The following is a 22,708-nucleotide window of genomic DNA, read 5'->3' on the forward strand; positions in this document are numbered from 1 at the left end:
CTCACCTGCTCCCTTGTAATGCTTTAATTATACAAAAAAAAAGGTACATCCTCCTCATTTTATGAGTGAATGTACCTTTCTTGCCTCAAGGGGACTTTTTCAGTGGCCTCGCAAATTGCTGTTGCTTTTGTCCGTAATGGATTCGGATACATCGCCAAAGAGCTGGGGCTTCCTGACACCATATACCTGTTTCGCAGCAGTAATGATCAAGGTTTACATAGGCGGACGACCGGTGAACGGGTTCGCTCATTCCTAGAGGATCTGGGACCTACCTTCGTGAAGCTAGGCCAGATAGCCAGTATACGCCCAGACTTAATTCCGTCTGATATTATTGCCGAGTTGGAGCATCTTCAGGATCAGGTTATGCCATTCTCCTATCAGGAAGCTGCCTTGATTATAGAAGAAGAGCTGGGAGCACCTCCCGAGGCATTATTCGCTGAATTTAGCGAGCATCCACTGGCCTCTGCATCGATAGGGCAAGTATATCGCGCTAAGCTTCATGACGGCACAATAGTAGCAGTGAAGGTGCAGCGTCCGTCCATTCAGACGATGATTGATACGGATCTGGAGCTATTGTCTGAGCTTGCAAGAGTAGCGGAAGGCAAGCTGGAGTGGGCACGCAGCTATCGGCTCCGCGATATGATTGAAGAATTGGCCAAGGCGCTTCGTGCCGAGCTTGATTATGGTCTTGAGGCGCGTCATACAGAGAAATTCGCAGGGTTATCGAAGAAGCTTGAAGGCATCCATATTCCAGCTATTTATTGGGATTACTCCACGAGGCGGATGATCACGATGGAATTCATCGAAGGTATTAAGGTGTCCGATCGCGAGAGGCTGGATGAAGCTGGAATGGATCGCAAAGCGATTGCTGAGCGGTATGCTGGGACTATTTTTCATCAGGTGCTAATAGATGGCTTCTTCCATGGAGATCCTCATCCAGGCAATGTGCTGGCACTCGCAGATGGAAGCTTGGCCTTCTTGGATTTCGGAATGGAGGGCAGGCTGTCGGCGGAAATGAAGAAGCATTTTGCATCCTTTGTCATTGCTCTGCGGAATCAGAGTACGAACGGGGTTATTAGAGCGATATCGGGCATGGGCTTCATCCCGGACGAGACCGATAGAAAGCTATTGCGTGCGGATGTAGATGAAATGAGGGAGAAATATTATCAGGTTCCGCTTAGTGAAGTGAGCTTCGGGGATGCCATTCATGATCTATTAGCGCTGGCTTTTCGTCATCAGATCCGAATTCCTTCAGAGCTTACGCTGCTCGGCAAAACCTTCCTGATGATGGAAAGCGTAGTTACCACACTCGATCCTTCCTTCCGTGTATTCGATGTGGCGGAGCCAATCGGACGCAAGTTGATGCTGGAGCGATTCGATCTGAGGCGTATTATTCATCAATGGCGGGAGGATGCTCCTGAGTATGTTGGACTTCTGACGGAGCTGCCGCTGAGCTTGAAAAGCTTGATGAGCGCACTTCGAAAAGGGAAATTCGGATTCGAAATAACCGTACCTGAGCTTGGCGCTTTTCTGAATAAGATGGATCAAATTAGCAATCGGTTATCCCTTAGCATAGTGCTGCTGTCATTCAGCATCATTATGGTAGGCCTAATCATCGGTTCATCGATGGGGCATCAGAGTACGATTTTATGGCGGATTCCGGCTATTGAGATTGGGTTCAGCATCGCTGCGCTTCTGTTTCTATGGATTATATATGCGATCGTTCGATCAGGTCGATACTGAAATTTGGACAAGAGGTTGACAAAAGCTTGAGTTGTAACTATTATAGTTACAGGAAGAGAAACTCAACTAAATGGAGGTTATCATCATGAAAATAGCAGTTATTGGAGCAAGCGGCAAAGCAGGAAGCAATATCGTTAAAGAAGCACTAGATAGAGGTCATGAGGTTACAGCGATCGTAAGAGATGCAGCGAAGGTAGAGGGCAGCGGTGCCGCTGTGCTGGAGAAGGATGTATTCAGCGTTACTGCGGATGACCTTAAGGCGTTCGATGTTGTTGTCAATGCTTTTGGCGCACCATTCGGTTCTGAGCATCTGCATGTAGATGCAGGCAATGTCCTTATTCATGCTCTTACTGGCAGTGACACACGCTTAATCGTCGTTGGTGGAGCGGGCAGCCTCTACGTAGATCCGGAGAAAACAACTCGTGTCATCGATACGCCAGGATTCCCTGACTTCGTTAAGCCGACAGCTTCGAACCAAGGCAAGAACCTGGAGACTCTGCGTGAGTCTAGCAACCTCAAATGGACCTTCGTCAGCCCTTCAGCTGAGTTTGCACTTGGCAAGCGGACAGGCACTTACATTAAAGGTACGGAATTCCTGCTTGTGAACAGCAAAGGCGATAGCTATGTCAGCTACGAGGATTATGCGATTGCTATTGTGGATGAGATCGAGAACCCACAGCATGTTAACGAGCGCTTCACAGTAGCATCGGAGAAAGAGTAAGCTGCGGGACTGCTGCGCACTATGGATGTATAGGGGCTCGCACATTGCTGATGCTGCACAAAAGTCAGGATTAAGGGCTTCCGAGCTCTAGGAGTCCGGATAATGCTGCATAAAAGTCAGGATTAAGGGCTTCCGAGCTCTAGGAATCTGGATAATGCTGCACAAAAGTCAGGATTAAGGGCTATCGAGCTCTAGGAATCCAGATAATGCTGCACATAAGTCAGGAATGCCGTTGTCATTATTTTTATGTATATAAACAAAAGCAGTTCGACCGTTAATTCTGGTCGGACTGCTTTTGTGTGATTTTATAATCTCTTACGCTTATAGAAAGCGATGAATAGGCAAGCTAGTAGTAGAATGACGATTGAAACGCCTGCAGCAATAGCTTCGCTGGTGCTGCCTTGCGGCTGCTGAGTGCCTTGACCATCTGGTCCGCCGAATCCGAATCCGCCGCCACCCATACCGCCAGGCATGCCGCCACCGTCAAATCCACCGCCACCCATACCACCAGGGCCACCTTGCATGCCGCCCTGACCGCCTTGCGCATTGGTGCCAGCATCAGCGCCATCCGTTGGAGGCTGCTGGGCTTGACCGCCTTGCGCATTGGCGCCAGTATCAGTGCCATCCGTTGGAGGCTGCTGAGCCTGACCGCCTTGCGCAATAGCAGCAGCGTCAGTCTGATTACCCATCGCTGGGCGATCGCCGCCACCACCGAAGCCGCCCATGCCGCCCATGCCGCTCATATCGTTGCCGCTGCCGGAACCGTCTCCTGAGGAAGCGATTGTTCCATCAAGCTGCTGCGTATAGTTCTCGACAGTTGAGGCGTTGTACGATACTAACGAAGGAATAGCTGCTTCATATTCCTCATAGGTGTAGAATGACGATGGGTCAGCCTCCACATAAGGAGAGATCAGCTCTTGCAGCTCCTGTACCCGCGCTGCGAATACATCCTCTGACAAGTAGCCATTAAGGGCTTCAGCAATGATAGAATGGTACAGCTCCTTGTACTCATCAACAGCGAGCAGCTTAGCGATGAGTGGACGTTCAGCTAAAGCGCCTTGCGTTGGTTCATCAATGAGCAGGCTTGTTTTGCCTAGACCGCCGAAGGCCATGTTGTAGTCCCAGGGCAGAATAGAGAATACGCCGTCATCCTCATACAAATAATAATTTTGCTTATTGGATCCAAGGTAACTGTCTGTATTAGTCGCCGTTACATTAAGAGCAATGTATCCAAGCGCATCCTCAACATTAATGTATTTCCCGTAATCGGTGCCACTGTTCAGCTCATCCAGCATATCAATCAGAATATCGTCATTGGATTTCTCTGATTTCATTTCAAGTCCAGGATAAGAATCGGTATTGTCGTCTATCCACAGGAGATCGCTTCCTGTACTCATAATGCCTTTGTACAGCGCTCCATAGGAATTATCGAAATTACGCTCTAAGTAAGCTTCGCCTATTTGTTCTACAGCCAGATAAAAGCCGTACAACTCGTCGTTCACATAAACATTGACGAAGGAATACTTAGGGGTAGGCAGTCCCATTGATTCTGCTAACTCGTAGGTTAGAAATTCACGCATATAGCTGGCGTCGCTATAATTGTTGTTCAGATTGATTTTGCTAATGCCGCCGAGTGTCTGATTGACATATTCATCGAATGACAGCTTGAGGCTGTATCGATCCGAATCCTCCATGCTTACGACACTGCGCAGGCTTAGATTGCCTTTGGTCCGAACGCCGATATTGTCGAAGTGCTCTCCGTTGTAATCAACGGAAGCCATCTTGATCTCTTCAGCACTCGCATTATCCATCATGTCCTGAAAGTCTTCCTCGGCAAGCGTAATTTTGACATCGACTACTTTATCTTTGGGGAATACCGTTTCATCTATGAATTGCTCATCTTCCGAGGCAGCCGCCGTAGCCGCTGTGTCTCCATTCCCGGAGGAGGTGGAGTTTCCTGCGCATCCTGTCAGCCCTACGATCAGGACAATGGAGCAAAGGCATAGAAGAATGGCGGATAACTTCGCTTTCATCTTCAACACCATCCGATCGTTAAGATACATAATCTCCGCTGTAGCTGATTAGGACCGCATTTTTAACCCCTGCAATTCCTGATAGTTGATTAACGAACTTGCCTTCCTGGTCCTTCAAGCGTACTTCAAGCGTGATCTCAATATTGCCGGTCGTTACGGTTTTTTGCTTCACATTATAACGCTTCACAATAGCGCCCATTTGGTTGTGTACAGCTTGCTCGCTTGCATCTCCATCGCAGTTCACAACTAGCAGGTACGGCGTTTCAATGGAGCCGCCTTTGACGAAGAAGAACATGATCAGTCCAACGATAACCGAGCCGATGACAGCTAATGTGAAGAAGCCTGCGCCTGTCACGATACCTGCTGCTGCTGCCCAGAAGAGGAAGATCAGATCGGTTGGATCTTTGATCGGTGTTCTGAACCGTACGATGGAGAGTGCGCCGACCATACCGAGTGACAATACAAGGTTGGAATTGATCGCAATGATGACCATCGCTGTTACCATCGTCATACCGATTAGTGAAATGTTGAAGCTTTTGGAATACAGCACGCCGCTGAAGATTCGTTTGTACAGCGTGTAGATGAACAAGCCTACTACAAAAGCGACTGCGAATGTAATTAATATTTTGGAGATCGAGATGTCCGAGCTGAAATTGCCAATTACCGAGTCTTTCAGAATATCTGTGAAATTAGTGGCCGTATCTTCGGCTGCTGTCGTTGTTGGTGTCGTTTCCATCGTCTAAAAATCCTCCCAAGTGTTGAATTTAAGAAATTTACGGCAAATAACATACTTTGAAGCGGATTGCCGGTTCAAGCCTTCGAGCTGCAACGCAGTTTGAATATAGCCAGGGATATACTCATCGTATTTCACCTCAAGGATGATCAGATTGTTATCGATGGCGCGAACCGGTTCCAAATTCGGGTCGAAAATATCAACAGAATGAAGTCCTGTACGAAGCTCCTTGTCGAAGGTAATGCGCACATTGCCGTTGTGGCATACATAAGGCTCGCGAACGTAATCGACAATGACCTTCGGACGGAGCAGGTTGTGATTCATTTCGTTATACAATTCCATCATTAAGGGCTTGTCTGGCACATTAAGCACCTCGTAGTCGCCAGCCATGATTTTATCGTACATATCGCGGGTTAGAGAGAATTTCACCTTGGCAATATAATCTCGGAATTTGATTTTTTTCTCAAAATGAATGACCTTGTCCGAGACATTGTATACCCGAATACGATATTTCGACCGGTCGCGAATACCGCCTAGCTTCTCATGAAGTGCTTTGTTATTAATATCATCGAAGTACAAGCTTCGAATATGGTACTCACCTGTCGGCCCTACATTCTCATCCTGCTTCATCAAGTTTTTCAAGCGCTGCCGAATGGTGAAATATTGATGCTGGTTAATAAAAAACTTAAGCTCATGCCGATATTTCAAATTAGTAGTCATGTTACACCCCATTTCCAATTCAGAATGCTGCATTCGTGTTAATACTGCGTTTACAAATCGTTAACAATCGGTTTACAAATGCTATTGTATCTGTAATTACTGATACTTAAATTAATGCTGGCTGAAAGTACGCTGAATGCATTTGACTTCTATCGCAAGGGAGCTTTATCGTAATAAGCAAGACAGGAGGTTGTCAGGCATGATTAGAAAACGCAGAGATATTCTGTTGATAGCTGCCTTATGCGCAGTCATGATAGGTGTAGTGTTGGGGATAGAGTGGTTACAGGCAGATAGCGCGGACAAGCCGCAATCCTTGGTTACGACCTTCAAGGGAGATGCGCATACGAGCCGTGCTTTTACATGGCATACGAAGAACACGACCGCGAGCACTATTGTGCAATTGGTCGAGGGCCACCAAGGAGATGCAACTGTTTTTGACGGAGCGGAAGTTAAGACTACCGAGGGTGATTCTTCCATTGTGGATATAGGCAGCGGCAGCAAGCAAGGCGTTCATAAAGCGGAGGCGACTGGGCTTGAGCCGGGTACCACTTATTCTTATCGGGTAGGAAGCGGCAAGGATAAGGAATGGAGTGATATTGCGACGTTCAAGACCGAGGCGATCGGGACGGATCAATTCTCATTCATTAATGTAACGGATTCTCAAGGGGTCACCGAGCAAGACTTTGAGCTGTGGGGGAATACGCTGAGCCAAGCATTCAAGACATTCCCTAATGCCAGCTTTATCGTTCATAACGGAGACTTCACAGAGGAGCCGGGCGATGAGCTGGCATGGTACCATTTGTTCACGAAAGCACAAGCTTTTGTAACGACAATGCCTCTCATGCCTGTTACAGGCAACCATGATGAGGTGGACGGCAACACTGACCAGTATGTGTCCCACTTCAATGTACCGGATAATGGGGCGAAGGATTCCATCTCAGGAACCTCCTATTCATTCGATTACGGTACGGCTCATATTGTCGTTCTGAATACCGAATCGAATATTAAGGGGCAGACCAAGTGGCTCCAAGAGGATCTGGCAAATACGGATCAGCCGTGGCTGATTGCAGCTATTCATCGTCCCGCTTACGGAGGTAATTCATATAAGAAGATTGATGATTGGGTAGAGGTATTCGACGAGTATGGTGTTGATCTAGTGCTGCAGGGACATAACCATGAATATGCGCGATCTTATCCGATGGTAGACGGGGGAATTGCCGAGGATGGGAAGGGGACTGTATACGTGGTGACGAATACGGCAGGACCTAAATTCAATGACAAGAAGGAGGATCAGTTCTATCATGCGGTCCACTTCCAGAATGAGAAGCAGATGTACGCAGGGATTAGCGTGAAGGGTGATACGTTGACCTACGAGGCGTATGATGTGGATGGCAGCAAGCTCGATGAGTTCGTCATTCAGCATTAGCACAAGTGGGTAAGCAGTTTGGGTAAAAGAAAGGGATACTCTAGAAGCCAGGGTGGAAATCTGCTTCTGAAGTATCCCTTTTTGCTGCTAAGAGTCATCTCCGTCATTATTGGAGATGGCTTGCTGCATATCCTGCGAATCCTGTCTAAGAGGCAGCTGGACTAGGAATGTACTGCCGATTCCAATTTGGCTAATAATTTCAATCTGTCCTTCATGTGCGTCAATGATAGATTTCGTAATAGCGAGACCAAGCCCGGCACCCCCAGATTTGCGTGTCCGTGAGGATTCACTGCGATAGAATCGTTCGAACAGATGAGGGATATGCTCCTCCCTAATACCGCTGCCGTTATCCCTCACGACTAATTTGGCATAGTCGCCATCTGAACGGAGAGATAAGGTAATAGCGCCTTTGTCTGGATCCGTATGCTGAACAGCGTTGAGGAACAAATTCAAGATGACCTGCTTCATCTGGTCAGGCTGACATAGCACGGATACACGAGACACAATGTCGATATGGATCGTCCGGCTTCCTGCCAGCATATGAAGCTGAGCATCCATCTCATGGAGCAGCCTATCCAGCCGAGTTGGGCTGAGCGGCGCAGACGGGGCTTGATCCAGCTTCGCTAGCAGCAACAAATGCTCAACAAGCTTATTAATGCGCTTCGATTCCAGCTGCATGCTCGTTAAAGCGCGGTGCAGCTGTTCCGGATTGGCAGCAGCGGCACCACGCAGGAGCACCTCAAGAAAGCCTTGAATGGAGGTTAGCGGTGTGCGAAGCTCATGAGAGGCATCAGCGATGAAGCGCCGCATCTGCTCGGTTGTTCGGCGCTCGGTTTCGAATGAAGAATCCAGCCGCTCCAGCATGCTGTTGAATGCCTCAGATAACCGATCGATTTCAAGCTGCCCTTGATTAATAGGCAGGCGATCGGTCAGATTGCCTGCATCTGTCTGTCCAACAGCTTGAACGGTGCGTGATAGTGGCTGCAGCGTTCTGCGAAGGAGAGGGAGATACAGAGACAGTCCTCCTGTCAGAGCTAGGATGGATAAACCGATGAAGATAGCGAGCTGGGTCATCAACACGGTCTGCAGGGCAGAGGTTTCAGTGCCTGCTTGAACTAAACCATAAGAGCTGCCCGGAGGGCCAAGCAGCCGGAACACGAGAAGCTGCTCAACGCCATTACTGTCATGAGCAATTAGGTAACCTATTGGCCTATACTCGCTGAGCTCCAGCTTTATTTGCTCGTACTGCTGCTGTGGGAGCTGAGGGGACAGCATTTCATTGCCTGTCGTCATATCGGTGAAGCTGCTTCCGTCCGTATCCATAACAGCGAATGATAAGCCAGGCTGATAGAATATAGGGGATTGCGGAGGCATGCGTTCTGGCATTCCGCCGCTGCTGCTTGCCGTATCCTCATGTGGACGCCAGTCCTCCATCGCTTTGTTGAACCAATTAGGGGGCAATGATGAGAGCTGGGCCTCAAGCGCCTCGGCCTTATTGTTATAGAGGAAGTCCTTCATCAATACGTATTGGAGAATGCCAATCATAAGGAGCAGTACAGCCATCACAAGCAGTGTTCGCTGCAGCAGCTGATAGCGAAGCGACTTTGGCCTAAGGAAATAGCTTATCCGCTGGGCAATCGTCATTGTCATGGCATATCCATACGATAGCCCGCTCCGCGCAATGTACGGATCAGTCTATGGTCTTTGTCTCCGAGCTTATCGCGTAGAGAGCGGATATAGACCTCGACAATATTTTCTTCACCGCCGAATTGATAGCCCCATACCTTGTCCAGAATTAATGACTTGCTTAGAACGACACCGTTATTCATCACGATGAATTTGAGCAGCTCATACTCCGTAGGGGATAGCTCAAGCACGGTATCTCTATAAATAAGCTCTTTGCGCCGATCGTCGATTCGAAAAGGACCATAGGTCGCTTCGCTGAGAAGGGCTGGGAATTGGTTGCGCAGTCGTGCTTGAATACGTGCGAGCAGCTCATCGAAGCTGAACGGTTTAACGACATAATCATCAGCGCCAAGCGTAAGTCCCTTTACCCGATCCTCAACATCATCTTTGGCTGTGAGCATGATGACGGCAATGTTATCTCCCGTTTCTTTGAGCGCATGACATACCTCGAAGCCATTCAGCTCAGGCATCATAACGTCAAGTATGACAACTTGTGGCTTGAAAGTCCGGGCTTGCTGCAGCGCTGCCATGCCATCGGAGGCGGTGCTAATCTCAAAGCCTTCATTTATCAATCCAAGCTCAAGAAATTGCACAATATGAGGTTCATCATCAGCTATTAATATTCGTATGCCTTTCATTGCTGTCACTGTTCGAGCCTCCTTCACTTGCCTTGCTATCTCATTATCAGCTTTTTCGATGGAAGTTGCATCTATTATACCTGCTTATTCAGCAAACTTTCAGTATTCCTTCAGCCTATCCGCTGTCCTAAGCAGGTACAGCTATAATGAGAAACAGCAGTTCCTTGTGAATAGGAGGAACTGCTGTTTCTGAGTATCTAGCTTCTCTTAAATTGCACGAACTGCCACCGTGAAGCGGCTGTCTTTATTGCATTCCTGCCGTCAAGTGGATACGGATGCCGGAAGGATCGGTTGCGAATATAGCTCCATCTTGTCGGGCAGCAGCAGGCGTTCCAGCTGTCTCGAGCCGCTCAAGTGCAATACGAAGCTCTTCTTGATTAGGATATACAATAGTGAAATAGTCGAGCCCGGTTGATTGAGGAGATGGAGCGGGGGCTCCGATTCCAGCCCAGATATTCAATCCGATATGATGATGGTATCCTCCGGCGGATATGAATAGTGCTCTCATAGCCGTGTAATCCCCAACAATATCAAAGCCTAATAGGGTATGGTAAAAGGCACGGGATTCCGGTAGGCCGACGGTATGCAGATGAACATGCCCAATATTCGTACCTGCTGGCATACTGGCCACTAGCTGATCATCGGCTTGCTCCAGCAGATCTTCCCAATCCAGAGGATCAGTCGCCATCACATAGTCGCCGCTCGCTTCCCGCTTCCAAGTGGAGCGCGGACGATCAGCATAAATCTCGATACCATTGTTATCTGGATCTGAGATGTATAGTGCTTCACTTACCAGATGATCGGCTTGCCCAATGTGAATGTTTGAGGCAATCAGTCTTTTCAGAGCTGCGCCGAGAGATTGACGGCTTGGGAGCAGAATAGCGAAATGATACAATCCGCTCGTACTTCTTGGCTTAGCCACAATTGCATTAGGGATTTGCTCCAGCAGGACCAGTGGAGTTGCTCCGTCTGCTGTCAGGGCTGCTGTTGTGGCATCTTGCGTCAGTACCTTTAAGCCAACGACCTCCTCATAGAACTGGATGGAACGTGTTAATTGGCTTATTTTAAGCTTTACCGGTCCAAGGACGGTATCTGCGTGAATGGAATAAGTCATTGCAACAATCTCCTTTGGTTACTTTTTGTAATCAAATATAGATAATATATTGATGATTGTCAAGCTGATTACCAGTCAGGATATGTCACGGAATAACGGCTCTCTGCCATTTTGCAACAAATCGATTATTCCATCCGTCCGTTATAAGAATACATGCTGCTATTAGATACCTACCAGAAGGAGGATTCCATGCGAGTCAGATATAAGGTTCTTATTACTGTTCTTATAGCAGTTGTTATCCTCATAGCTGTACCTATTGTGCTCAGCTATTCGAATTATCAACATTATAAAGTAAACAATGACCATAGATCAGAGTTTGTGGACAGGCTCGATGAAGTGATTCAAGAGAAGGATACGTTCGAGATGACGGATCTTGCGCCATTCGAATGGGACAGGATGTATATGTTCCAGCCTTATACACCAAGAGAAAGTATGGAGCAGGCCGTTCAGAGCAAATGGCATACGAATGAATCTTATGTGGGATATTTGATTGATCAGGCTAGCTTAGGTGATCATCCACTCAGTGATGATAGTCTGCATAAGCTTGTTTTTGTCAAAGACGATAAGGTCGTTCTTGACGTCACATTGGATCGTTATAAGATAGACTTTACGTCCAGCAAGGCGATCACTGAACGCGGCCACTCTGGATATGTGGTTGATAGGACGGTGGAGAATACGATAATGGCCAGAAACGGAAACGGAGAGAGTTAACTGGAATGTATGGACGATTTGTCGAGGAGCTGCGTGGGATTGAAGATTAAAGGACAAACTGTCGGAGCAATTGCAAAGGCTATAGGCAGACAGGCTACAGCTTATAATGTTCGAACATCTTGGCTACATGCCGCTGCAGCTCAGCAAGCAATTCAGGAGAACCACTGACAGTAACATTACTGCTATAGCTTAGAATGGTCTGAATCGCACGTTCCATGGATGAATAATTCGCTGTTACAGATATAGACTTATCTGGATGTTCGTTTAAAGAGTCGTATCCGAATTCATCTCGCACTCTAGTTTTAACCGAAGGATCAAAGTGCAGCACGGCACTTACCCTGGCGAAATCCGCTTGACTCATGAATCTCTCCTCGACATCCTCAAAGTTCGAATGATCTGGCATTAGAGCAGTAGTTCTATCCATCAGATGATCAATATCTGAATGACTGTTGCGGAACGAGCCCCGCGTAATGCGGAACAAATGGAAGAGAAATCATCCATCGATAACATTTGTTTGTCTAACCGATAGCCAGGCATAATCTCATAACCTCCGTCGAATCCAGGGAATGACACGATTGGAATGCTAGCTAAATTAATCGCATCCATATCTCTGTAGATGGTTCGCAGAGAGACCTCGAATCGTTCAGCAAGATCAGTAGCACTTACCCTTGTCTGATTAAGCAATGTCATAGTAATCGCAAGCAGTCGATCCAGCTTCATGTGGAAGCCCTCCTTGTCCGTAGTCCGAAGATCCAACCTTTAACGGTGTAAGATAATAGTTCTACGTCGACTAATTAACGACCTTCTTGCTTACTTGATTGTTGGTGAAAATGAAGCTAGTCAGCACCTTGTTCATCTGAATACGATGTCATGGTCACTAGCATCAGCTGCGGCAAATTGCAGCAATCGAGTTCCTTCCTCTGCTAGAGCAGTCTGCTCCTGCTCGGAAAGTGCCGTGAAGGGCTCAATATACAATACGGCTCTGGAGCTTTCACGCTTGATGGACCATATTCCGGAGACGAAGCCATCAACAAGAATGGTAGGCTTGATTATACCGTTCACTGTAAATACCCGTTTATAGTAGCTCTTATCGAGAATACGCGTCCGATCTTCGTAGGATAACAGCATGTTGTCGAACTCGCCAAGGAATCTCGGTGGAGAGGGAGTATTCTCATCGGGGCGAGGAGCATCATGTAGATCGAATAACTCCGTACCGTGCTCATCCAAGAAAGTGACCAATCTGGGACGCAGTCGATCGATCACTTCCCGCAGACGAGTCATGCCCGACCATACCCGCATGTCTTTGATGGACGCTGGTCCGAATGCTCTCAGATATCGTACAAGGATTTGCTCAGCGTCAGCATTCAGCATGGCAGAACATGAATGACCTAACCAAGCTTCTATTGATGTATGGGAAGCTAGGCCGCTCTCGCCCCAAAGCCCGCGTGGTGGAATTTGGACGAGAGGTACCTCTGTTCGAATAGCCGCTGCCAGCGCAGCAGGATCACGATCCGGCCACTGCTCCTGCAGCTGCTTGCCGAGTTCACTGAAGGTAAGCGGAGCAGCTTCGACCAGACTGCGACCTGCTGCACGAAGCGCCTCAGCATTAATGCCAGCCAGAAGCTTTCCGAAGGTGCCCTTTAGGCTGCGTTCAAGAGCGGGCTGAAGCCAAGGTCGAAATTGCAGACAATCTTGTGCGGATACCAGATGTATAGTTGAACGCATCAATGCGATACGAACAGCCTTTCTCTCTTGCAGGAGGGAAGAAAGCTCAGCCTGCTTGAATCCTTCTATTCGTGTCCACAGAAAATAATAGGGAGCATTAGGAGCTTGTGCCTGTAGGCCAGCCAGCCGTTCAATGACTTCTAATGCTGGAAGCTGTAAGCGCCTTAACAGCATTTGCCTGGCTAGAAGAGCTCTATTTAACGCTCGAGGTCCAAGAACGGTAACGGGGGTGTTCTCACGAAGGGCTGTCTGGTCATTGCTCATAACTGAATTCTCCTCTAGTCTAGGGTATGGAGCCACCTATTTGAAGCGGCGGAAGAAGGCTTGAATATCGGCTGCAATTAATTCCGGTGCATCTAATGCTCCGAAGTGGGTACCACGATCGAACTCTGACCAGTGGACAATATTCGAGTTGTCACGCTCAGCGAAGCGTCGGATGGATTGGAAATCATAGGCGCATACGGCAACGCCAGTTACTGTCGTATTCGGACCTTGAGACGCTGATTGCTGCTTATGCGCTTCTTCATAATATAGACGTGCGGAAGATTCGAAGGTATTCGTTAACCAATAGAGAGAGACATTAGTTAGAAAAGCATCGCGATCAATGAAGTCGACATGATCACCGAAGCCGCAGAACAAATCAGCAATCCACGCTAGCTGACCTGTCGGGGAATCGGCTATTCCATAGGAGAGAGTTTGCGGACGAGTCTGCTGGATCGCATTATAGCCTGCTCGTTCATGGAAGCCTGCTAGAAACTGCAGTCTCTTCTGGTCATCCTCGGACAGATCCACCATCTCTGACGGATCACCAGAGGGGAAGGAGAACAGCTGCAGTACATGAATGCCGAGTAGTCCTTCTGGCTTCTGAATGCCTAATTCACGGGAGACAAGCGCTCCGCAATCACTGCCATGAGAACCATATTGCTCATAGCCCAATCGTTTCATTATTACATCCCAAGCTCTGGCAATACGAGAAATGTCCCAGCTGCTGTCAAGCGCCGGTCCAGAGAATCCAAAGCCAGGCAAAGATGGAATGACGACATGGAAGGCATTGGCTGGATCACCACCGTGAGACTTGGGATCCGTAAGCGGGCCAATGATGTCCCAGAACTCTACGATCGAGCTCGGCCATGCATGTGTCAGAATTAGCGGCATGGCATGGGGCTCTGGTGAACGGACATGCAGGAAGTGAATAGAGGCTCCGTCAATCATAGTCGTAAACTGTGGATACTCATTGAGCCTCGCTTCATGCTTACGCCACTCATATCCATTATTCCAATATTCCGCCAGTTCTTTCACATAATCTAGAGCAACGCCATATTTCCAGCCTGCATTCGCATGAGCTTCTGGCCAACGCGTATGAAATAGTCGGTAATGGAGATTATCCAGACTTGACTGCGGAATGGAAATGTGAAAAGGTACGATCTCTGTGCTTGCGCTTGAAGCATTGGAAGTCTGAAGCGATTGGTTAGACATGGTCATTAGGTTAGCCTCCTCTAATTTGTACTGCACTTGTTCTTCTCTACACTTCCTATGATAAACAATGTACCCTGACAGCATTATGTCAGGGTACATTGTTTATTATTGAAATTTATATTTGTACAGTCTTCGGTCCGAATGATGAGTGGCCATGCAAGCAATTGAAGCAGGAGGATCGTGTCTGCATGGTGAATTAACGATAATGGAGGCTCGTGCAGCAGTATTGCCGCTTATGCGGCTGGTCGTGCTGTCGATCAAGCTGCCGCTTGCGCTGTCTCGTGCAGCCGTCATGCTGCAGCAACCGCACATGTAGTTGGACATGGCGTTCACGCAGCTACCTATGCTGCCTGTTCAGACGATTAGGAATATTAGGAGGCGATCATGAATGGATTTAGGATTGCAAGGCAAGATAGCATTAATTACGGGTGGAAGTAAAGGGATCGGGCTGGCTACAGCCATTCAGATGGCTCAAGAGGGTGCACAGGTTGCTATCGTGGCTAGAGGCGAGGAGCAGCTTAAGGAGGCTGCTGCACTTGTGTTAGAGCAGACGGGGCAGGAGCTTTTGTACATCATCGCGGACGTATCGTCACAGGAACAATGCGAGCGAGCCGTTCAACGAACCGTTGAGCACTATGGACGACTTGATGTCTTGGTGAATAATGCGGGAACATCGGCAGCTAAGCCGTTCGAGCAGGTCGAGACAGAGGCATGGCTGTCTGATCTGGATCTGAAGGTATTCGGAGCTGTTCATATGGCGCGAGCTGCACTTCCTCATATGCGCAAAGCTGGAGGCGGGGCAATCGTTAATGTGACAGCAGTTGCGGGTAAAACACCATCGGCATCCTCACTTCCTACATCCGTTAGCCGTGCAGCAGGGCTGGCATTAACGAAAGCAATGAGCAAGGATCTGGCTTCCGATCAGATTAGGGTCAATGCGGTATGTATTGGATTAATCCGCAGTGATCAGATTGAGAAGAGCTGGAAGGCACTTCATCCAGAGCTGACATGGGAGCAATTCGCCGCCCATCCTCGCCATGATATACCGCTCGGAAGAATCGGACAAGCGGATGAAGCGGCGAAGGTGATAACCTTCTTAGCATCAGAGGCAGCCTCCTATGTGAGCGGTACTTCAGTAAATATTGACGGAGGCAAAGCAGCGGTTCTGTAGCATCCCAGTCCATAATGAATAAAGAATAGCCTGTGCGGTAAGCACAGGCTATTATTAAGTATGCCATATTCTACTTAATCAGCCCGGCATAGCGCAGGCCGTTGCGGATTCCGCCTTCATCCACATGAGTGGTAATATAATCTGCGAATGGCTTAAGCTCCTCATGAGAGTTGCCCATTGCAACCCCGAGCCCAACGACCTCAAGCATTTCCTTATCGTTCAATCCATCCCCGAAAGCGATCGCTTCTTCAGGCTTAATATCGACAAGCTTCAGCAGCGCTTCAATCCCTAGCGCCTTGGAGCCATCGCTCAAGAGCACATCCATTGCAGACTTATGCCAGCGGATTAGTCGAAGATCGGGTATAGCTTGACCATACAAATGCTCTTCCTCTGCTTCGCAGTGAAGGAATACTTGATAGACATCCTCCTTCTTCCAGAAGTCTGGATCATAGCCCGGCTGATCAACTCGCAGCGAAGAAACCGAATCGAATATATGGGGATGAGCTTCGCTATTCGCGAAGAAGGCAGCATGGCCTTCGAATACGAGGGAGTGATTGTTGGTCGCAGCATGATTCACCAGAGCTTCAAGGCTCGTGCGAGGTATCGGACGCTGGAAGATTGGTTTGCCTTTGTAGACCACATAAGCGCCATTAAGGCTGACGAATGAATCGATGCCGAGCTGTGCAGCAATTGGAGCGAAGAAATAGGGTGCTCTGCCGGTTGCAATAACCGCTTCAACACCATTCTCCTGAAGCTCGCGGATGGCATCAATCGTGTCCTGTGGAATCTGTTTCTCTTCATTAAGTAGAGTGCCGTCAATATCAAAAAAAGCAATTTTATAAGCCATTTGTACGTTCTCCTATCCTGTACGCTGTGCCGACCTGTATACGGCAAAGCCGATTATGCTTGATTGTGGTAATATACCACTCGTTCCGTCCATTAGGCAAGCTGTCTATCCGTTCAAAAAGATGACAATTTCAATTATTCTCTGTAAAGGAATAGGAACAACCTTGATAATGCGATATAATCTTTTTTGGGAAGCAACTTTATGGCGGAGACCCGCCAAATATTATAGGAATAAGGTGGATGTACGATGGAAAAAACGTTTATTTTCGGGCACAAAAATCCGGATACAGATACAATCTGTTCGGCGATTGCCTATGCTGAATTGAAATCAAAACTAGGTTTCGATGTTGAACCTGTCCGTCTAGGTGATGTGAACGGCGAGACTCAATATGCGCTTGACTATTTCAAGACAGAAGCTCCTAGATTGGTTGAATCCGTATCGAACGAAGTAAACAACGTTATTCTCGTTGACCATAACGAACGTCAGCAAAGTGCTTCTGATATTGACAAGGTTACTGTCGTAGAAGTAATCGATCACCACCGTATTGCTAACTTTGAGACAAGCGCTCCGCTCTACTTCCGCGCTGAGCCTGTTGGTTGTACAGCGACGATCCTTAACAAAATCTACAAAGAAAAAGGCGTAGAAATCCGTAAAGAAATTGCTGGTCTCATGCTGTCTGCAATTATCTCTGATTCCTTGTTGTTCAAATCACCAACCTGCACAGACGAAGACGTAGCAGCCGCTCGTGAGCTTGCTGAAACCGCTGGCGTTAACGCAGAAACATATGGTCTGGAGATGCTCAAAGCAGGAGCTGATCTGAGAGACAAAACGATCGAGCAGCTGATCTCCCTTGATGCAAAAGAATTCTCCATGGGCAGCTACAAAGTAGAAATCGCTCAAGTGAACGCGGTTGATACGAATGATGTTCTAGTACGCCAACCTGAGCTTGAAGCAGCTCTTAACCATATCATCGCAGAAAAAGGATTGGATCTGTTCGTATTCGTCGTAACGGACATCCTTAACAGTGATTCCGTAGCGCTGTCACTTGGCAGCGTAGCGAATGCAGTAGAGCAAGCTTACAACGTAAAGCTTGAAGATAACAAAGCGGTACTTAAAGGTGTTGTATCCCGCAAATCGCAGATCGTTCCTGTTCTAACAGAGACGCTTAGCAAGCTGTAGGATATACGGACAACCGTAATAACGAACAAGACCATCAAGTTTTCTCGAATAGAGAAGCTTGATGGTCTTGTTCGTTATAGAATAATGTCTATGTTCCATATTATAAATTTAAGAAGATACCGAATTCCGATGTCGCCGTGGATCTCGATCCAGATGAAGAAGTTCAGCTCGTTCCTGAAGCTGGAGGCGAAGGACGGCGACGTTGGTGCCTTCCCAATTGAACAGGTGAGGGCGATGATGGGATGGCCGAATCTGGACATCACCATACGAATTTACACCCCGAATGTCAGCGGAAAACCGTACATGGCGGTAAGACTTACGAAGGTTGAAACGAACTACGAATGAAAGAGAACGCCAATTTAGTTTCTGCAGGAGAATTGCTTCAAACGGGACTCTCATAAATTCGAAAGATTTGGTGAAACTATAAATTATACCAAAACACAAGATCTGGAGATGAGTATGGAGAATAAACCGATTCCCCTCGTAGGCTTCTTAGAACTTCATTTCGACCAAAGCGATGATTTCGTGAGCGAGAAGATGGAGACGAACGCCGGCCCATTGACTCTCTGTTATTTGAAAAGTTTGGCGGATGCCTCTAAAACTTCTGATTTAATGAGAAGGATTCGCGAGCTGAGCACGAACGAGGATTGGAACGAAGCCGCGTTGCAGCTAGAGGCCGAGAGCGATTTATCTGAACAAGAGGTGTTGGATGCAATCCTCTCTGGACGATTGATGTTAATTCACCGGACTGGCAACCTTTCTCTGAAACCGGCTTCCCGCTCTTTGCAGAGATCCATTGATACACCCCAAAGCGAAACCTCCATACAAGGAGCGTCGGATGCCTTCACGGAAAGTCTGGACTCAAATATCGGAATCTTAAGGATACATTTGCGTTCACAGAGACTTGCCGTCCGCCGGATAGAAATGGGAACAGCTAGAAAGCGGGCGATCGCGGTTTGTCACATGCAAAGTGAAACAAGCAGCACTATAGCGAGACGCATCGAGTCCCTGCTTGAGGAGCATAGGCGATCGGATGCCGGAAGTATTCAGGATCTCGCGCGAATATTGGGGCAGCGGAGGTGGAGTCCTGTCCCCTTATTTTACACGTCGGAATTGCCCGAGCAGGCAGCCGCGCTCCTATTGAGAGGGCGAGTTCTGCTGCTGCAGGATCAATTGCCTTACGCGCTGTTGGCTCCTCCGAAAATTTCGGACATATGGAATATTTACACCGATCGGAATATGCCGGGATCCGTAGCGCTCTTTCTTCAAGGGATGCGGATTCTGGGCCTGTTTGTGGCCCTTCTTCTCCCGGGACTCTATGTGGCGCTCGTCAGTGTTAATCCGGAATTATTCCGAATCGACATGGCCTTGTCCGTGGCCAAGAGCAGGGAAGGTGTGCCGTATCCGGCAGTCCTTGAAATACTACTCATGCTGGTCATCATCGAAATGATCGTCGAAGCAAGCGTGCGGCTTCCGAAAAGCATCGGGCCGACCATAACGATGGTCGGCGGCATTATCTTAGGACAAGCCGCCGTTCAGGCACAATTAGTAAGTAATCTCCTATTGATTGTCATATCCGCGTCGATCATCGCCAACTTTACGTTCGTCGGATTGCAGAATGCGTTAATGATTCGGTTGTTCAAATACGTGATCGTCATCCTTGGCTCGATTTTTGGAGTCATGGGGGTCTTCTCCGGCCTGGTTTGGCTGCTTTTTTATTTGTCATGCATCACGACGTTCCAGGTGCCTTATCTTAGCTTGAATCTAAACCCGGAGGATGGTCATGAGTAAAAACTGGAGTATAGCGATCACTTTTTTCGCGGTTCATCTCAGTTTGATTTTCTACCTGTATCCGGAGAACATGATTGAAATCGCACATTTTGGACAATGGGCTTACATCTTGACGGGTTTTGCTCTTGAGCTCCTCTTGCTTCGTATCTATTTGGCAGGACTCGCCGCCTTTCCCGGTGAAGACTTGACGGACATCGTTCGTAAATGCGGCATTTGGACCGCAAGGATATTGCTGCTGCCCCTCGTCGTTTATTTCTTTATGAGCTGTGTACTCTTAAATCGAAGCCATGCGGAAATGGTTACGGTCGTTTTCCTGCCAAAGACGCCGATTTGGGCGATACTGCTCGTTCTGATCGGAATCCCTCTTCAAGCGGCACTGCATGGCTTTAATGCCATACTGCGGGGGACAGTCATACTTATGGCTGTCGTCATGCCTCTCATCTTATTTTCCTTGATGGTCTGTTTTCAAAATACGAACTTGAACTTTATTTTTCCGATGGACGCCGACCCGTTCTTCTGGAGGAAGGGGAGTTTCCTGACGGGTCTGCTTGCGCACTCGGCTTTTTTGTTTCTTGGCATGACGACGGCGAGTTGCGATTTTTCTTCGGCACGCGTTCGACGGATGCTGTTTATTGCAATGGGGTTTTTGCTGCCTTTCTATTTTCTTGCGGTTTACATTCCTTTGATGTTGTATGCCCCTGGGACGATCGCTAGGTTCCCTTATCCGCTTCCGAATGCCATGGACACGATTAATTTAGAATGGCTTTTCGTCGACAGAATCACGATGTTTTATGTGGTGTCGACCTTATCCTTTATCTTTATCTATACCTCGATTTTAGTACGGATGACCGCATTGATGCTCGTCAAGCTGTATGCTCCGTACTCCATAAAAGTTCTCTGCTGGGTGGTAGCTTTGGCGGCGTATGTTGTCTGCGTATGGATTCCAGATTGGGAGACAATCGAACGGTTTATCTTATTGGACACTCCTTTACGGTTGTATAGCATCGGGTTTATTCCATTGCTGATCTATGTCGTTGGCATGACGAAGGGGAGGAGGGTTCGGACTTGAAACGTTGGGTGATGACCGTTCTCGCGGTTAGCGCGTTTCTCTTTGCATTAACCGGTTGTTGGGATTCAAAGTCAATCGATAAACGCTTGCTGCCCATCATATTGGGCATCGATCTGGGTGAAGACAAGAAGACTTATATCGTCAGCCTGAGAATTCCAGATCCGCAAAGCGGCAAGTTTTATGCTATTCATGCCGAGGCGCATACGATTAGTGAAGCACTGGACCGTATGCGAAAGGATGAGGAACGAAGCATCGATTTGCTCCACCTCTCGCTCATCCTGGTCAGTGAATCTTTCGCCAAGGAGGGAGTCGGCGACTTGTTCGATTACATCCTGCGGGCACGCGAAATTAAACCGAAGGCAGCGTTTGCCGTTGTAAAAGGCACGGTCAACGAATTGATAAGCGATCAGAGAAGTATGCGCAAAGAAAGCGGCACGGAGATGCTCGATCTATTTAATACGAGCGCGGGATGGACCCCTAACATTGCGCTTACTTACGCTTGGGAGGCGTTCCGGGATATTCATTCCACCACAGCGGATATGGCGGTGCCTATCATCAAGAAAGGCACCGAAAGCATGTTTCATATCGAAGGTTCGGCATTGTTTCACAATGATCGAATGGTCGGCACCATATCCACGGATGAAACGTTAATTTATAACCTGTTTCGCGGCCGATATATTAGCGGTATCGTCGAGGTCACGGAATCCGCCAGCCTGCAGATCGTGGAAGCACACATCAAACATCGGATTTCATGGGAGAACGGGTCGCCGAGAATGAAAAGCACGATGTATCTGAAAGCCATCGTTTTGGAAGCCAAAGAGGCAAGCGGATTGAATACGGAAGTCTTGAAGCGCGAGTTGGAGCAGCTTCTCGAGGAGCGGTTTCAACAGTTTTATGTAAAAGTAAGTCAAGGACGTTCGGACATTATGATGAGCGGCGTCATTTTTCGCAGAAAGCTCTCTCCCGAGCAAGTGAACGATTGGGAATCCATTCTATTTCCGAAGCTGGTCATTGATTTTCAGGCGGTTGCGGACATCCGGAATACAGGCAATTTAAAAATGGGGAAATAAGATCATGCCACAGGGGCGTACTACAAGGGTTTTCGTATGCTAACCATGGGCTGGACGGATGGACATTCCTTTGTTCCGGTTGGCTCGATAGCTGGTTTACCCAAGCGCCGTTGATTCAAGAGATGCGTGATTGTAATTACACGTCCTTGGCATGGTCAAAATGATAAAAAGCGATATCTGGTAGATGGGCGACGCATTGCCTGAATTCTAGTTGAGTTATAAATCCATCTATATCTCGCAGAAAGGGTACCATCCTTCCCTAGGATGGTACCCTTTCTGTTTATAATTCAATGAAGTTAATTCAGTACACGGCGTGCTGTTACGTAGTTTTTGCTCCAATAAGAGGAGGTCATGTCTGATACGGTAACGCCCTTGCTGCTTGAGCTGTGCAGAATTTTGTTCGAGCCAGCGTAAATCGCTACGTGGCTGATGCTTTTTCCATTTGTTTTGAAGAACACGAGATCGCCCATGCTCAGTTCCGTTTTTGGAACCTTTACGCCTTTGGATGCTTGTGCGCTAGCCGTGCGCGGCAGCGATACATCGAGGCCGTTGAACATATATTGAGTGAAGGACGAGCAGTCAAATGCATATGTAACACCGACTGGAGCACCATATTTATAAGGTACGCCTAGATAGTTTTTGCCAGTAGAGATAAGAGCTACTGTCTCTGGAGTTGCAGCTTCTGCTTTGTGAGTTACAGCGCCTAGAGTAAAGGCAGTTAGGCCAACGGCCGTACATAAAGTTATTTTGATTAGTTTTTTGAAAGAGTTAAGTTTTTTCATGGGTGTATGGTATCCTTTCGCATTCCATTTCATTCGAATTTGAGGTGTGCCATCTCGACAAAACTTACTATAA

General features: G+C 47.8%; 23 protein-coding genes. 11 read left to right on the forward strand and 12 right to left on the reverse strand.

What is annotated here, in order from left to right; translation table 11 throughout:
* Positions 1–102 precede the first annotated feature (102 nt).
* Positions 103–1,743: an ABC1 kinase family protein gene (locus AC6ESP_RS20895; protein WP_497098679.1), complete on the forward strand. Its 1,641-nt coding sequence runs from the start codon at positions 103–105 to the stop codon at positions 1,741–1,743.
* A gap of 85 nt (positions 1,744–1,828) precedes the next feature.
* A complete protein-coding gene (locus tag AC6ESP_RS20900) occupies positions 1,829–2,464 on the forward strand; it encodes an NAD(P)-dependent oxidoreductase (protein WP_497098680.1) in 636 nt (211 codons plus the stop codon).
* 305 nt (positions 2,465–2,769) lie between these two features.
* Here AC6ESP_RS20900 and AC6ESP_RS20905 read toward each other — a convergent pair whose 3' ends face one another.
* From AC6ESP_RS20905 to AC6ESP_RS20915, 3 genes are read right to left on the reverse strand one after another with little or no spacing between them, the layout of a single operon-like run.
* Complete coding sequence (locus AC6ESP_RS20905; RefSeq protein ID WP_497098681.1) at positions 2,770–4,497, reverse strand: CotH kinase family protein; 1,728 nt, start codon at positions 4,495–4,497, stop codon at positions 2,770–2,772.
* Between the two features lie 19 nt (positions 4,498–4,516).
* On the reverse strand, positions 4,517–5,233 hold the full coding sequence (locus AC6ESP_RS20910; protein WP_497098682.1) for a DUF4956 domain-containing protein: 717 nt from the start codon (positions 5,231–5,233) through the stop codon (positions 4,517–4,519).
* A gap of 3 nt (positions 5,234–5,236) precedes the next feature.
* Complete coding sequence (locus tag AC6ESP_RS20915) at positions 5,237–5,950, reverse strand: polyphosphate polymerase domain-containing protein (RefSeq protein ID WP_497098683.1); 714 nt, start codon at positions 5,948–5,950, stop codon at positions 5,237–5,239.
* 199 nt (positions 5,951–6,149) lie between these two features.
* Here AC6ESP_RS20915 and AC6ESP_RS20920 point away from each other — a divergent pair, with 199 nt between their 5' ends.
* Positions 6,150–7,376: a purple acid phosphatase family protein gene (locus AC6ESP_RS20920; protein ID WP_497098684.1), complete on the forward strand. Its 1,227-nt coding sequence runs from the start codon at positions 6,150–6,152 to the stop codon at positions 7,374–7,376.
* Positions 7,377–7,463: 87 nt separating this feature from the next.
* Here AC6ESP_RS20920 and AC6ESP_RS20925 read toward each other — a convergent pair whose 3' ends face one another.
* From AC6ESP_RS20925 to AC6ESP_RS20935, 3 genes are all read right to left on the reverse strand, one after another.
* Positions 7,464–9,020, reverse strand: coding sequence for a sensor histidine kinase (locus tag AC6ESP_RS20925; RefSeq protein ID WP_497098788.1), 1,557 nt, complete (start codon positions 9,018–9,020; stop codon positions 7,464–7,466).
* 2 nt (positions 9,021–9,022) lie between these two features.
* On the reverse strand, positions 9,023–9,700 hold the full coding sequence (locus AC6ESP_RS20930) for a response regulator transcription factor (protein WP_497098789.1): 678 nt from the start codon (positions 9,698–9,700) through the stop codon (positions 9,023–9,025).
* Positions 9,701–9,944: 244 nt separating this feature from the next.
* Positions 9,945–10,814 (reverse strand): VOC family protein, encoded by an 870-nt coding sequence (locus AC6ESP_RS20935; RefSeq protein WP_497098685.1) that lies wholly within the window; start codon positions 10,812–10,814, stop codon positions 9,945–9,947.
* A gap of 189 nt (positions 10,815–11,003) precedes the next feature.
* On the opposite strand from AC6ESP_RS20935, the gene AC6ESP_RS20940 reads away from it, so the two are divergent.
* Positions 11,004–11,525, forward strand: a complete 522-nt coding sequence (locus tag AC6ESP_RS20940) for a hypothetical protein (protein ID WP_497098686.1) — start codon at positions 11,004–11,006, stop codon at positions 11,523–11,525.
* Positions 11,526–11,619: 94 nt separating this feature from the next.
* Here AC6ESP_RS20940 and AC6ESP_RS20945 read toward each other — a convergent pair whose 3' ends face one another.
* The 4 genes from AC6ESP_RS20945 to AC6ESP_RS20960 all read right to left on the reverse strand — a co-directional run bounded on the left by AC6ESP_RS20945 (position 11,620) and on the right by AC6ESP_RS20960 (position 14,732).
* Positions 11,620–11,886, reverse strand: a complete 267-nt coding sequence (locus AC6ESP_RS20945; protein WP_497098687.1) for a WCX domain-containing protein — start codon at positions 11,884–11,886, stop codon at positions 11,620–11,622.
* A 62-nt stretch (positions 11,887–11,948) separates the two neighbouring features.
* Complete coding sequence (locus tag AC6ESP_RS20950; protein WP_497098688.1) at positions 11,949–12,245, reverse strand: helix-turn-helix transcriptional regulator; 297 nt, start codon at positions 12,243–12,245, stop codon at positions 11,949–11,951.
* Positions 12,246–12,377: 132 nt separating this feature from the next.
* On the reverse strand, positions 12,378–13,514 hold the full coding sequence (locus AC6ESP_RS20955) for a winged helix DNA-binding domain-containing protein (RefSeq protein WP_497098689.1): 1,137 nt from the start codon (positions 13,512–13,514) through the stop codon (positions 12,378–12,380).
* 36 nt (positions 13,515–13,550) lie between these two features.
* Positions 13,551–14,732 carry an epoxide hydrolase family protein gene (locus tag AC6ESP_RS20960; protein WP_497098690.1) on the reverse strand — a complete coding sequence of 394 codons (1,182 nt, stop codon included), beginning with the start codon at positions 14,730–14,732 and terminating at the stop codon, positions 13,551–13,553.
* Positions 14,733–14,874: 142 nt separating this feature from the next.
* Here AC6ESP_RS20960 and AC6ESP_RS20965 point away from each other — a divergent pair, with 142 nt between their 5' ends.
* Together AC6ESP_RS20965 and AC6ESP_RS20970 are read left to right on the forward strand one after the other, a co-directional pair.
* Positions 14,875–15,042, forward strand: coding sequence for a hypothetical protein (locus AC6ESP_RS20965; protein ID WP_497098691.1), 168 nt, complete (start codon positions 14,875–14,877; stop codon positions 15,040–15,042).
* 72 nt (positions 15,043–15,114) lie between these two features.
* A complete protein-coding gene (locus tag AC6ESP_RS20970) occupies positions 15,115–15,897 on the forward strand; it encodes an SDR family NAD(P)-dependent oxidoreductase (RefSeq protein WP_497098692.1) in 783 nt (260 codons plus the stop codon).
* A gap of 70 nt (positions 15,898–15,967) precedes the next feature.
* Here the strand turns inward: AC6ESP_RS20970 and AC6ESP_RS20975 are convergent, their stop codons facing one another.
* Entirely contained in the window at positions 15,968–16,744 is a 777-nt protein-coding gene (locus tag AC6ESP_RS20975) for a Cof-type HAD-IIB family hydrolase (RefSeq protein ID WP_497098693.1), read from the reverse strand.
* A 246-nt stretch (positions 16,745–16,990) separates the two neighbouring features.
* Between AC6ESP_RS20975 and AC6ESP_RS20980 the strand changes: the two genes are divergently transcribed.
* From AC6ESP_RS20980 to AC6ESP_RS21000, 5 genes are all read left to right on the forward strand, one after another.
* Positions 16,991–17,923, forward strand: a complete 933-nt coding sequence (locus tag AC6ESP_RS20980) for a manganese-dependent inorganic pyrophosphatase (protein ID WP_497098694.1) — start codon at positions 16,991–16,993, stop codon at positions 17,921–17,923.
* Positions 17,924–18,007: 84 nt separating this feature from the next.
* Positions 18,008–18,268 carry a hypothetical protein gene (locus AC6ESP_RS20985; protein ID WP_497098695.1) on the forward strand — a complete coding sequence of 87 codons (261 nt, stop codon included), beginning with the start codon at positions 18,008–18,010 and terminating at the stop codon, positions 18,266–18,268.
* Between the two features lie 114 nt (positions 18,269–18,382).
* A complete protein-coding gene (locus tag AC6ESP_RS20990) occupies positions 18,383–19,714 on the forward strand; it encodes a spore germination protein (protein WP_497098696.1) in 1,332 nt (443 codons plus the stop codon).
* A complete protein-coding gene (locus AC6ESP_RS20995) occupies positions 19,707–20,783 on the forward strand; it encodes a GerAB/ArcD/ProY family transporter (RefSeq protein ID WP_497098697.1) in 1,077 nt (358 codons plus the stop codon). Before AC6ESP_RS20990 ends, AC6ESP_RS20995 begins: the two co-directional genes overlap by 8 nt.
* Entirely contained in the window at positions 20,780–21,853 is a 1,074-nt protein-coding gene (locus AC6ESP_RS21000) for a Ger(x)C family spore germination protein (protein WP_497098698.1), read from the forward strand. Before AC6ESP_RS20995 ends, AC6ESP_RS21000 begins: the two co-directional genes overlap by 4 nt.
* A gap of 296 nt (positions 21,854–22,149) precedes the next feature.
* Here AC6ESP_RS21000 and AC6ESP_RS21005 read toward each other — a convergent pair whose 3' ends face one another.
* Positions 22,150–22,635, reverse strand: coding sequence for a C40 family peptidase (locus AC6ESP_RS21005; protein WP_497098699.1), 486 nt, complete (start codon positions 22,633–22,635; stop codon positions 22,150–22,152).
* Positions 22,636–22,708: the final 73 nt, after the last annotated feature.

The organism is Paenibacillus xinjiangensis, assembly GCF_059686975.1.